The sequence below is a fragment of the Nocardia sp. NBC_00511 genome, assembly GCF_045161165.1.
Lineage (GTDB): Bacteria > Actinomycetota > Actinomycetes > Mycobacteriales > Mycobacteriaceae > Nocardia.
This window is the reverse complement of record NZ_CP107849.1, coordinates 31,419-43,290: the sequence shown is the minus strand read 5'-3', so window position 1 is coordinate 43,290 and position 11,872 is coordinate 31,419. Positions and strand designations below refer to the sequence as shown.

Annotated in this window: 12 protein-coding genes and 2 tRNA genes; 6 read left to right on the top strand and 8 right to left on the bottom strand. The window is 65.8% G+C overall.

Features of this window, described 5'->3' with window-relative positions:
* Positions 1 to 27: 27 nt before the first annotated feature.
* On the top strand, positions 28 to 174 hold the full coding sequence (locus tag OG300_RS00250; RefSeq protein WP_405490857.1) for a hypothetical protein: 147 nt from the start codon (positions 28 to 30) through the stop codon (positions 172 to 174).
* Positions 175 to 298: 124 nt separating this feature from the next.
* Here the strand turns inward: OG300_RS00250 and OG300_RS00245 are convergent, their stop codons facing one another.
* The 4 genes from OG300_RS00245 to OG300_RS00230 form a co-directional block, all read right to left on the bottom strand.
* A complete protein-coding gene (locus OG300_RS00245) occupies positions 299 to 1,435 on the bottom strand; it encodes a hypothetical protein (protein ID WP_405490855.1) in 1,137 nt (378 codons plus the stop codon).
* Between the two features lie 392 nt (positions 1,436 to 1,827).
* Complete coding sequence (locus OG300_RS00240; RefSeq protein ID WP_405490853.1) at positions 1,828 to 2,532, bottom strand: hypothetical protein; 705 nt, start codon at positions 2,530 to 2,532, stop codon at positions 1,828 to 1,830.
* 83 nt (positions 2,533 to 2,615) lie between these two features.
* Positions 2,616 to 5,027: a WXG100 family type VII secretion target gene (locus OG300_RS00235; RefSeq protein WP_405490851.1), complete on the bottom strand. Its 2,412-nt coding sequence runs from the start codon at positions 5,025 to 5,027 to the stop codon at positions 2,616 to 2,618.
* Positions 5,027 to 5,323, bottom strand: coding sequence for a type VII secretion target (locus tag OG300_RS00230; protein ID WP_405490849.1), 297 nt, complete (start codon positions 5,321 to 5,323; stop codon positions 5,027 to 5,029). The genes OG300_RS00235 and OG300_RS00230 overlap by 1 nt, the downstream gene beginning before the upstream one ends.
* A 167-nt stretch (positions 5,324 to 5,490) precedes the next feature.
* On the opposite strand from OG300_RS00230, the gene OG300_RS00225 reads away from it, so the two are divergent.
* Positions 5,491 to 5,922, top strand: coding sequence for a hypothetical protein (locus OG300_RS00225; RefSeq protein WP_405490847.1), 432 nt, complete (start codon positions 5,491 to 5,493; stop codon positions 5,920 to 5,922).
* A 36-nt stretch (positions 5,923 to 5,958) separates the two neighbouring features.
* Here the strand turns inward: OG300_RS00225 and OG300_RS00220 are convergent, their stop codons facing one another.
* The gene (locus tag OG300_RS00220) at positions 5,959 to 6,804 is read right to left on the bottom strand and encodes a hypothetical protein (protein ID WP_405490845.1); all 846 of its coding nucleotides are present in this window, start codon (positions 6,802 to 6,804) and stop codon (positions 5,959 to 5,961) included.
* 43 nt (positions 6,805 to 6,847) lie between these two features.
* Complete coding sequence (locus OG300_RS00215) at positions 6,848 to 7,450, bottom strand: TetR/AcrR family transcriptional regulator (protein ID WP_405490843.1); 603 nt, start codon at positions 7,448 to 7,450, stop codon at positions 6,848 to 6,850.
* A 114-nt stretch (positions 7,451 to 7,564) separates the two neighbouring features.
* Between OG300_RS00215 and OG300_RS00210 the strand changes: the two genes are divergently transcribed.
* Positions 7,565 to 8,464, top strand: coding sequence for an alpha/beta fold hydrolase (locus OG300_RS00210; RefSeq protein WP_405490841.1), 900 nt, complete (start codon positions 7,565 to 7,567; stop codon positions 8,462 to 8,464).
* Positions 8,461 to 9,372 (top strand): alpha/beta fold hydrolase, encoded by a 912-nt coding sequence (locus tag OG300_RS00205; RefSeq protein ID WP_405490839.1) that lies wholly within the window; start codon positions 8,461 to 8,463, stop codon positions 9,370 to 9,372. Before OG300_RS00210 ends, OG300_RS00205 begins: the two co-directional genes overlap by 4 nt.
* On the opposite strand, the gene OG300_RS00200 is transcribed toward OG300_RS00205, so the two are convergent.
* Positions 9,327 to 10,130 (bottom strand): DUF1542 domain-containing protein, encoded by an 804-nt coding sequence (locus OG300_RS00200; protein ID WP_405498862.1) that lies wholly within the window; start codon positions 10,128 to 10,130, stop codon positions 9,327 to 9,329. The two genes, OG300_RS00205 and OG300_RS00200, sit on opposite strands and share 46 nt — an antisense overlap.
* A gap of 89 nt (positions 10,131 to 10,219) precedes the next feature.
* Positions 10,220 to 11,215, bottom strand: coding sequence for a diguanylate cyclase domain-containing protein (locus OG300_RS00195; RefSeq protein ID WP_405490837.1), 996 nt, complete (start codon positions 11,213 to 11,215; stop codon positions 10,220 to 10,222).
* Positions 11,216 to 11,618: 403 nt separating this feature from the next.
* On the opposite strand from OG300_RS00195, the gene OG300_RS00190 reads away from it, so the two are divergent.
* Both OG300_RS00190 and OG300_RS00185 read left to right on the top strand, forming a co-directional pair.
* A tRNA-Gly gene (locus OG300_RS00190) sits at positions 11,619 to 11,689 on the top strand.
* A gap of 22 nt (positions 11,690 to 11,711) precedes the next feature.
* Positions 11,712 to 11,788 (top strand) — tRNA-Pro (locus OG300_RS00185).
* Positions 11,789 to 11,872: the final 84 nt, after the last annotated feature.

The window sequence follows — 11,872 nt, the reverse complement described above, 5'->3', positions numbered from 1 at the left end:
GGCGGCCGATCAGGCATGATCGAAAGCATGAGCGAAGATCTGGAACATCTCCGGCACACGCCGGTCTGGTCGAACCCGTTGATCGACGATCCCGCTGTGGCGATCGAGAACCACCCGTTGCCGACGGCGCATGACTACGGCGTTCTCTTCCGGGCGGCTCCAACCGGGGAATAGTCCGAGCCCGTGTGCGCTGACGGATCAGCGTCGGCGCGCAGGGCTTGCTCGGAGTCCACGAATTCGTTGGTGGCCGAGCGTTTGTGCGAATCCACCGCACTGACCGTGGATACCCCGTCGGCTGCTACCGGCTGAAGGCGAGGAAAGTGACGGTCTGCTGGTCGCCCAGATCTCGTTGGGCGGCAGTGGCTTTCACACCCATTTGCGGGTTGGTGCCGATTTGTGGACCCTGTTTGTCGGGTCGGTCCGTCTGGTAGTCGACGAAGACCAGGCCGTCGGGTGTGCGGCGCGCGAAGTTCCAGTGGCCGGCCGACACGACGAGGACCGCGAAGACGCAGCCGTCGTACTTCGGTTGCAGCATCGCTTGCACCGCATCCGCGAAGGGCAGGGCGGTGGATTGGGTGCCCTGTTCGGTCACCCCGAACTGTTGCGCCACGGCCTTGATGCCGTCGGCCGCTTTGGCATTCACAGTCACGGTCTTCGCGAGATCGGCCATGTTGCTGCCGCCCTGGAGGTTGCGGCCGAAGCTCACGAACGATTCCGGGTGCTGATAGACGGTGGCGTAGTCGCGGCCCGCGAGGCCCGTCCGCGCCGCGTCGACCAGTGGTGCGGCCGGGTAGATCCTGCGGACCACGTCGGCTGTGGTGACGAAACTGCCGGTGACAGCGGTGATTACGGCGGCCGCGGTGCACAGGCCACAGTTGATGTCCGCCGGGACGGCCATTCTCGGCTTGTTGTAGTACCACTTGTCGGCGACCAGGTTGCATTCCACGGTGCTGCCGTCGTTGAGGAGCATCGCGTGGGTCATCTTGTGGTGGATGATCAGATCGCGGATCGCCACGACGCTCGCCGCGTCACCGGACCCCGCGAATTCCCGCAGGTAGGCGTCGGCCGCGAGCAGCACCGCGTCGGCGTGTTGAAAGCTCGGGTCGGCTGTCATGGCGCGGTCGGCCCGATTCACGTTCGCCAGCAGTACCCGACCGGTCTCGGTGTGCGCGTCGTTGCGCACCTGTGTCACAGCGGCATTCCGCTCTTCGCCCGGGTGCTGCGTGAGCTGTTGCTGAGCCCGCTCGCGCACCTGTCGAAGCACCGGCACCAGCCCCGGATCGTCCGGATCGGCCTTGCTGGAGACCCCGTAGAGGTCCAGCGCCGTCAACAGTTGCTGATATTGCGTATTCGATGCCCCGATGTTTCCGACACCGGGAACGTCCAGATTCGCCCTCGTCCATTTGAGCATGCGGCGGCCCACCTCGAATCCCATGGCCCGAGCGAGTTCTCCGACCAAGTCGGCTGACCGCGCGTCCCACACTGCTGTCCTGGCGAACCCATACCGTCCGCGATCACGAGACGTCTTCCCACCGCCCACCCGGCGGATGGTCGGCGCTGTGCGGCATTGCCTCGCTCAAGTGTGGCACGCTCAATTCACCTGAGCGAGAACATCTGTCGAGGTCACGGCACTATTTGGGAACCGACCGGTAGCAATGCCGTCGAGCGACTACCGAGCCCGACGCGACCAACCTTGCGCCACGTCCTCGAGATTCCACCAGGAAACGAAGTCCGGGTCTCGAGTCGAGCGTCAGCTCCACGAACGCCCACTGACGCTCGACTCGGATTGGTCCACACCGTCATCCATGATTCGCACAAATGCGCGGTCTACCAACCCGGATAGGCGGGAAGCGCCGCAGGCGCTGTGGCGATGGGTTCGCTGACATCTCTGCCGCCCGCCGCGGGCGCGCCCGCGTCAACGGTATGTACCCAGGCATCGCAGGCCTGATCGGATTCGAAACGCGATTCCCGACTCACCTGAATTGCCCACCCGGTGAACACGTTTGTGGCGGGCGCTGACCACTGAGCGGGCGACTGTGGCGCAGCGGCGGATGTCGATGGCGCGTCACGGTGTGGCTGCCAGTCACTGCCCTGAACTTGGGACCGAGGTGGCACGGGACGGAATTCGAGTTCTTGTACAGCGGGCGCGGGACGCAACCGAAGGAAGCTGCCGTCCTGCTGCTTTATCGCGAAACCCCTACCACCGGTACAGATCTGGACGGCAAATCCACTATCAGCGTCCTTGACCGACACTATCCGCTGCTGCGCGGTGCCGAACACAGTGTGCGGACCCTGAGCGGTGAAAACCTCGTTCTCGGTCTGCGCCGTGTCGCGATCGATCGCTTCGGTGAATCCGAGATAGGTGCTGCTCGGCCCCTCCAGATTCGCAACGATGCCGGCTTCGACTGCGGCACGGGCAAGCCTGCCGTCTCGGCCAAGCAGGTCGATACCGGGCTCAGCGGACCAGACCATCGTCGCGTCGCGGATTCCCGGTGGAGGCTGGTACCCACCCGAGTCGACGGGTGCTTTCACCGGAGCATTCGGTGTGGTTGTGCCGCAGGCGGATACGGCCACCGCGATCGATACTGCGGCAGCCCATGCGAATCGGTGGCGGGTCACTGTGTCCATTCGTCATTGCCGTTCGGGGACAGGGTGCCGAGCATGATGCCTTTGGTGGCGTCGGATGGGTTGATACCGGGCGGATGTATCGACGGATCCTGGTGTATCTCCGCGCCCGTCGCCTGGCTGAGGTAGCGAGTGAGATCGGTGTCCTTCACCCCTGCGCCGGTGAGGATTCCCTCCAACGGACCGAACCGATTCAATCTGTTTCCACTGGTGTCTACGTCGTTGGCGACATCGACGTACGGACGTGTCTTGCCATCGCCGTCAAGATATTCCGAGGGCAGGGCTTTCGGGTTGAGGCTGCCGGTCTCGATGAGTCCCTGCATCATCGAGTACATGCGTTCATGGTCGGTGCCCGACTGAATCAGGTTGGTGTGTGGGCCGACGGTCTGGTCAGGGATGATGATTGCCGGATTGTGCAGGGTGTCGACCCGATGCTCGAGTATGGCTTCCATGATCTTCGCGGCCGGGGTGACAACCAACGCGGCCTCTTTTCCGCCAGGTACGACAGTGGCCCCGACTGCGATCGCTCCATTGACGATCTCGGATTTCACCTTCCAGGCGACCGCATCTTGCTGGTTGGCCAGAGCGGCGGCTTGGGCAGCGTCGAGGTTGCGCACTGCCGCTTCGGTGGTGAGACCGTTCTGAGTCAGCCAGCGCAGATGTTCGGAATAGATACCGAGATCGGTATTCCCGCCGAGACCAGAGGCATCTTGGGCGGCGAACAGCTTGTCCATCAGCTGCGCCTGGGCCATGGCGGTGCCGTTCATGATGCCGCCGGCGGTGGGGTCGGTGTCGAGAAGTGAGAACACGCGCACCGCCTCGACCGGACCGAAGGATTGGAATCCATGTGTTCCCGTGACGACCTCCGGCACTCCTGCCAGGCCTGCCGCGTAGGGAGCGAGGGCCGTGGAGATCGATTGTGCGGCAACCGGGTTCACTGCGCCGAGGGTGGAGTCGTGGTGCGGCCCAAGGTGTTGCATGAGGCTGTCGTAGTTGCCGGGGGCCGACAGGATCTCGGTGAGCCCGCTGGCCGCGCGCGCGGACCGGGTCGCGATGTCGAGGTCGGGGGAACCCGCATCCTGGCCGATCCAGTCGAACATCTTGCCCAATTGGGTGCCGTGGTCTTGCCATTGGTGCTGCAGCAACGGCATGACCACCGTGTCGCGGTTCCAGGTCGCCAGGGTGTTGTCGGCATTGGTGCCGGTGAGCACGTGATAGGAGGAGTCGGTGTTGCGTTCGCCGCCGGCCAGGAACTCCCGCATGGTGTTCTCGGCATTGAAACTGGGCGGCACCCCCATCCCGGAGTCGACGCTCAGGGCCAGACGAGCGGCGACACGGTCCATCTCGATGCCCATCTGAGTGCCGGGCTTGATCTTCGGGTCGGCTTTGTCGACCAGGTTGCCGAGGCGCTGCAGATCGGACAGATTCTGAAGGTTCGCGACCGGTGAGCCCAAAGGGTTTGTGTACGAGGGCGTTTGGGATCCCAGACCGATCATCGCTTGTAGATCTGTCGGGATCTTGTCGTAACCGCCCTGGTGGGATCCGGTGCCGTTGTCATGATCCGACAGCAGATACAGACCATTCGCCAGCCCGGTCTCCGCCCGTACCGCGTTCGGATCGAGCGACAAGATGGTCAGCCGATCGGACATGCCCAGCACGCCCTGGCCACCGAGTGTGTTGTAGAAACGGCTGAGGTAGTCCATCTCCTCGTCGCTGACTTGCCCGGGCTGAATGCCGGCGAGTTTGTTGCCGATCCGCACCAGATCGTCGTTTCCGGCCTGTCCCGAGGCGACCAATTGCGCATCACGTTTGCCGTCTTCGCCAGTCAGTCCGGCCGCCTCGTCCCCGGTCGGGGTGAATTGGGTGGTGAGCAGATTGGCGAATGCCGCGTTCACCGCCTGCTCGGCGGAATCATCCGCTGCACCGCACGCGGCCAAAGCCGACTGAATCGTCTGCTGATATTGCGCGGCTTTGGCTTCCAGCCCTGCCAGGGTGACCTGATTTGCGACCCGGTTGCCGATCGCCAGTTGGGTCAATACCGACGGGTCGATACGGACCTCACCAGTGTCACTGACGACAAACTTCGCGTTCTCGACGGCGGCGAGCTGGGTAAGCAGCGTATTCTTCGCCGTTTGGATGGCCGTTGCACCGGAATGGGCGGCGGTTGCCCCGTCCTCCAGCGCTTTTCGCACGCCCCTCGCATCACCATGGATCTCGTCGTGCCGATCGCGCATCGTGTCACCACCGGCACCAACCCAGTAGTGGTGCGAACTGTCCACGGCCCGGGCCGAGGCATCCATCGTGTCACCGAGTGTCGTGGCCTTCTGTTCCCACTCCGCGGCCTGGGTGTTCAGAACCTCCGGATCCCACTGGCGCACCTGCGAGATCGTGGGAGTGCTCATCAGGCGAGTTGCTCGGTGGTGGCCGTCAACCTGACCGCAGACTCTTCCTCAGTGCCGTCATAGGCGCCAGCGCCCGCACTGGTATGCCCACGAAGCGAACCGAACCGATCCGAGATCGAGGTCAGCGCGGCCGTCGCGGCACCGCCCGCCGCAGCGCACGCGGGCGCGACCGCAGTACCACTCAGCCCAGCCGAAAGGTGATCGGCCGAGTCGTGACCGCTGATCCCCTGCACCGTCGTCGCGTGGTCACCGAACCTCGATGCCAGCGCACGAACCCGTTCCGGATCGACTTCCAACCGATCGACCATGACCCTTGTCCCCTCGCCTTGATCATGAACGGCGCACTCCCGCAGCACTCTACCGCGCGCACTGGCTCGCGGGCACCCGCCGACAGGACTGGACAGCTCATGCGGTGGGTGGAAGGCTCTGCTGGGCAAGGGAATCAACCTGGGGGCTGAATCTCATGAATGCGATCGGTGACCGATTCACAGGCGTTGCGCTCGATCGATTCGCGGACGAAGCGGAACACCTACAGCTCGCCATAACGACCCGTACGGTAACCACCGCGACGCCAGACGGCACCATCAGCGTCGAGGTGAGTGCCGATGGCCACGTGCACCGCTGGCAAGTGCCCGGCACCATCGACACCGACGCGAGCACGCTCGTCGCCACAGTCATCGGCCTCATCGAGGAGGCCCGCACTGCCGCTCAGCACAGTCTTCACGACGAGATCGACGCGATCACCGGCAACGGCGAAGTACGTGCTGTCCGCGACGCTGTCCGGGATGTACTGGCCAGCGCACCATCACGATCGCTGCCCGATGCGCGAACGGCGGTCACCGACGAGGAGGACGAACCATTCCATGCGTCGTCCATCCGAGCCCCGGACTGGTGAACACCCAGAACGAACCCCTGGACGCGCACAGCGCTTTCACTTCGTGGAGCCACCGCGGCGCGACCAACCTTGCGCCACGTCCTCGAGATTCCACCAGGAAACGAAGTCCGGGTCCTGGGACGTCAGTTCCCAAGAGGCAGCCAACGTGTCGAAGAAGGCGTCGTCGCCGGTCTTGCCGCCCTTGGGTTCTCCGATGAAGATCAGGCGGGTGCCGCCGGAGCGTTCGAAATCGGCGAGAGCCTGCGATGCCATGGCGTTTCCCCAGCCGGGCGGCCAGCACAGGAACAGGACGCGGTCATCACTTTCCGACGATCGCTGATCGTCGATACCGCCGACCTGATACCAAATATCCTGCTGGCCCGCAGAATTCGGGAAGGAGGGGTTGGCCGTCTCGTCCGGAGGCTCGACATCGTAGGCGTCGACCGCGAGTCCGGCCGCGGCTAGTCGAGCAGCCCAATATCCGCGTCCAGCACCGAGTTCCACGACTGGACCGCCCGCGCAGAATTCGGCCACCCAGGCGACCGTCTGCGGTGACGGAATCGCGTACGCGTAGGCGGATTGCAGGATGGTCTGGGCATATCCGAGCCGGGCGCTGCCGTTGTCACGGCCGCCGTTCACCACCCGGCGACCCTCCTGCTCGCTGATCGAGGGCGCGACGATATCCCAGTACGGATTCGCCGAAACCGTTGCGCCACCAGTCATGTAGTGCACCAGCCGCAGGTCGAAGGCGGCGTCGGCCTGCTCGTCGCCGGTACCGGGGAGCCGGGGTGCGGTGTCGAGATAGTCGGCGACCTTGGGATATTCGGTGCGCAGGCGGTGCTGGTCGCCGAGTAGCGCGGCCAGTTCCGCGCGGCGCTCCGCGGTCAGCACGAGATCCGTCATGGTTCGATTCTCGCTTCCGGCAGCCGGTTTCGTGGGTGCTTCGTCAGGCGGGCTGGGTGCGCAGGCCGTTGACGAGGGCGAGCACCACGGGTTCGGTCTGTGCCCGGGCGGCTTCGGGGTCGTCGGCGTTGGCGATGAACATGGCGGCTTCACCGAGGGTGGCGAGGATCATCAGGGCCAGCGGCCGGATGTCGAGATCGGGGCGCAGCACGCCGGACTGGATGCCGTTGTGCAGTCCGGCGACGACCAGGCCGAGCCCGTACTTCTCGTCGACCGCGCGCCACTCCTGCCAGCCCAGGACGGACGGGGCGTCGATGAGGCTGATGCGGACGCGTTCGGTGTCGACGCAGGACAGCAGGAAGTTGTGCAGTCCGGCTTCGAGGACGGCCATGGCGTCGGTGGGCGGTTCGGCGGCCATGGTGTCAGCGACCTCCTGCAGGATCTCCTGCTGAACCTGTTCGTAGACGGCGCGGAAGAGATCCTTCTTGTCCTTGAACTGGTGGTACATCGCGCCGCGGGAGCTGCCCGCGCGTTCGACGATCTCGGGGGTGCCGACGGCGGCGTAGCCGCGTTCGGCGAACAGTTCGCGCGCGGCGGCGATCAGGGCCGCGCGGGTCGACTCGGATCGTTCGGCTTGCCTGCTCATCTGCACCTTTCCCGCTCTTTCCTCGGATCGTATCGCGACGGTATTGAAAACAGGCAGCCTGTTTGTTACTTTGAAGACCTCTTCGCAATCTCCGATCCAAGGGGGATCACTCGGATGACGAACAACACCCTTCAAGCCCGCGCGGCCTGGCGCGACCCGGCTCTCGGCACCCGCCGCGAACTCTCGCTCCCACAGGGCAAACTGGTCGTATTCGAAAGCGGCGCAGGCGATCCCGTCGTCTTCGTGCACGGCCTGCTGGTCAACGCCAACCTGTGGCGCAAGGTGATCGCGCCGCTGTCGCGTGAATATCACTGCGTGGCAATCGATATGCCGCTCGGTTCGCACACCGTCCCGATGCCGGACGCCGAGCTGGACGCACCCGGCCTGGCCAAACTGGTCATCTCGGCCATCGAGAGACTAGATCTGGGCCCGGTCACCCTGGTCGGCAACGACAGCGGCGGCGCCGTCAGCCAGCTGGTGCTCGCCGCCCGCCCCGACCTGGTCGCCCGCCTGGTGCTGACCTCCTGCGACGCCTACGAGAACTTCCCGCCCCCGTTCTTCAACTTCGTCGGCACCATGGCCCGCACGCCCGGCGCACTGACCATGCTGGCCCTGAGCCTGCGCATCCGCGCGGCCCGCCGCCTGCCCATCGCCTTCGGCTGGCTGGCCACCGGCAAACTCGATCCCGCCGTCGGCGACTCCTACGCGCTGCCGGTCAACGATCGCGCCATCCGCGAGGACGTCCGCCGCGTCATCACCGGCCTCGACAACAGCCAAACCCTCGCCGCCGCAAAGACTTTCCCCGATTTCAAGAACCCGGTCCTGCTGGCCTGGTCGGCGGGTGACCGCTTCTTCCCGGAGCGCTACGCCGAACGCCTGGCCGCCGACTTCCCCGATGCCCGCATCGAATGGATCGCGAACTCCCGCACCTTCTCCCCCGAGGACCAGCCCGCCGTCCTGACCGCCGCCATCACCCGCTTCCTGGCCGAATCCGCCGTCCGGGACCCGCGGTGACCGACCGCCCCCTGCCCCACCTCGCCGGCGTCGAACACCGTTTCCTCGACGTCGGCGGGTTGCGCACCCACGTGGCCCTCGCCGGAGCGGGTGAACCACTGCTCCTGCTGCACGGCTGGCCTCAGCACTGGTGGCAGTGGCGTCACGTGATCGGCCCACTGTCCCAGCACTATTCGGTCATCTGCCCCGACCTGCGCGGCCTCGGCTGGACCGACGCCCCGCCCGACGGCTACCGCCCCGACACCATGGCCGACGACATCACGGCGCTGCTCGACCAACTCGGCATCGACACCTTCCGCGCGATCGGCCACGACTGGGGCGGCCTGGTCGGATACCTACTGGCCCTGCGCATCCCGACCCGCATGCGCAACTACACAGCCATCAACACCGTCAGCCCGTTCCTGCGCCCCACCCCCCGAGTCCTGGCCGACAGCCTCCGCCTCTGGCACATCCCCGCCAACACCATCCCCCACCTGGCCGCCGGTCCGGTACCCGATTGGGCTCTCCGCCAATGGACTTCGCGATCGGACTCCATGGCCCCCGAAGACCGCGCCATCTTCCTCGCACAATTCCGCGAACCGGCCCGAGTACAGGCCACCGTCCACTACTACCGCCACCTGATGACCCGGGAGATCCCCCGCCTACTGGAAGGCCACTACCGCCGCACCCGCCTGCGAGTCCCCACCCTGGTCCTCGCCGGTACCCGAGACCCGCTGTTCACGATGTCCGCCATGCGCGACTTCGGTTCGTACGCTGATGATCTCCAGATCTCTCCGCTTCTCGAAACTGGCCACTTCCCCGCTACCGAGCAACCCCAGCAGGTCATTGATCGAACTCTGGCCTTCTTCGATCGGAGGCGCGCTCAGAAGTCGCCGTCGAAGGCGTCCATGCCGCCGAAATCGCCGTAGTCGCCGAAGTCCTGGCCGCCGAGGTTGGCGTTCGGGTCGAAACCGGGGTCGGCGCCGCCCTGGTCGTAGTTCTGGTCGTAGCCGCCGTTCTGGTCGACGAAGTTCTGGTCCGCACCCGCGTCGAGACCGGCCTGATAGCCATCGCCGTAACCGTTTTCGAAGGCGGCGGCGTCGTAGCCGACACCGGACATGCCGTTGAACAGCGAGCTGAACAGTAGTGCGGAGCCGACGCCCCAGGCTCCGGCGACGAGGGCGGGCTTCCACCAGGGTTCGGAGTACCACCCGGCGGGGACGGGGCGGCCCGCGACGCGGCCGCCGGGGTAGTAGTTGGGGGTGGTGGCCGAGGGGTTCGGCGACGCCTCGATGCTGCGACCCTCGTAGTCGATGCTGCGGTCCTCGGTAACCTGCCCGGCGCTGCGCTGGCCGTCGAGTTCGGGGACGGCGGGCCCGGGGTCCAGGCCCATGGCGGTGCGGGCGGCGCTCACGTAGTAGAGCCCTTCCAGCGCCGTCTCTTTGGCGAGGCGGGCCTGTGCGGGCGTGGTGGCCTGTTCGATCTGGGATCCGGCGGCGTTGAAGCGCTCACCCGCGTCGGCGAGGGCCTGCTTGGACGCGTCGTCGCTGCCGACCAGGTTGTAGACCTGACCGCCGAGTCGTTCGATCACCCGGCGCGCATCGGCTTTCGCGTCCGCGAGCTGAGTGTTGGAGCGCGAGCGTTGCGCGCGGTTCACCACGACCACCGCGAGCAGCACGACAACCATGACGATGAGCAGAACGACGACCGTAGCCACGCGACCAGCCTACCGGGCAAAATTCGCCAACTAGTTGCCAAGCGTGCTTGGTGATCGGATCAACCGGCCACTGCGGCAAAGCGCGTGTCGCGTCTTGCTGGATCAACCTCCTCGGCGTCGAGTTCCGATACCGCGAATTGGCGTTTGCCCGCGGTTTTCGCCGAGTACATGGCGCGGTCCGCGCTGCGCAGCAGGTCGGAGAAGTCGCAGTCGCGGCCGGGCGGGCAGTACGCGGTGCCGACGCTCGCCGACGCCGGAACCGGGCCCGACGCGGTGTGCACGGGTTCGCACAGCGCGGTCAGCACCCGCATCGCCAGTTCGGCGAGCGCGTTGCGGCGAGCGGGCAGCGCGACCACGAATTCGTCGCCGCCGTAGCGGGCGATCACGGTCTCGGGCGGGCAGGTCGAACGCAGCCGCTGGGCGATGGTGACCAGTACCTCGTCACCGACGCTGTGCCCGTAGCCGTCGTTGATCTGCTTGAAGTCGTCGAGATCGATGAGCATCAGCCCGACTCCGCGCACCGGATCGGTGGCCATCACCCGCACCCGCTCCTGCAACAGCGACCGGTTGGCCAGGTCGGTGAGCGCGTCGTGGGTGGCGTCGTGCCGCAGCCGCGTCTGCAGCGCCGCGATCTCCTGCACCCGCACCGACACCGCCTCCGACAGGCTGCGTTCCTGCTGCGCGAGCGCCCGCTGCTGCAGCGCTTCGGCATACGCGTCGATGGCCTGGCTGGCGATGAACGGCCAGCGGGTGGCGATCAGCGAACCCGGGTCGCCCGGTGAGAGTCCGAGCAGCGCCCGGCTGGCGGGCGCGAGCATGCGGGTCCGGTCGAACGGCGATTCGGCCAACCGGCGGCCGACGCGGCGCGCGGCCTGCACCGGAAACGGTTCGGAGCCCGCCAATTCCAGCAGATCATCGATCACGTGCCCGAAAATGCGCTGTACGTGGTCGGCGGGCACGGAGCCGGCCGCACTGCTCGGGTGCACTGACCGCACCCATTCCCGGATGGTGGCCGCGACGATCGCGGAGGTCCGGGTGTCGAGACGGATGGGCATGCGCGCTCACCCTGCGTAACTGCTGATCGGGCCGGCGTTCTCACCGGTCACGCCCTTTTCGAGCTTCTTGCGAATCAGGTCGAACTCACTAACACGCGGTCGGCCACACTCGAGGTGCACGCTCACCGCCCCCTTTCCAGATACCCCCGTCCGGACAAAAAGGATCCTAGCAAGCCACCCGACATCGAAAACCCCTGTTTCCTAACAGGATCCCACTGTCTCGCGAATGGCGACGGAGATGACATCGCTCCCGCGACCTCTGCGTTACACCCGATTTCGGCATGTTTTCCGCGACGCGCCGAACCCCCGACCCGACCGGCCCCGACGTGCACGAACCCAGCCGGATTGGCATTCCGGGAGTGAGGTTCGGTACAGTGCTCATCGCACAAGAGAAGTGGTGCACGCGGGTGTAGTTCAATGGTAGAACCTCAGCCTTCCAAGCTGATGGTGCGGGTTCGATTCCCGTCACCCGCTCTAGACCCCTCGCGGGTCGCAACGGGGTGTAGCGCAGCTTGGTAGCGCATCCGCTTTGGGAGCGGAGGGTCGCAGGTTCAAATCCTGTCACCCCGACCAGATTTCGACCCGACCAATCGACGAGCCTCCGCAACCGACCTGCAACAGGTTTGGCACGGAGGCTTTTTCACATTCGACGTCGAG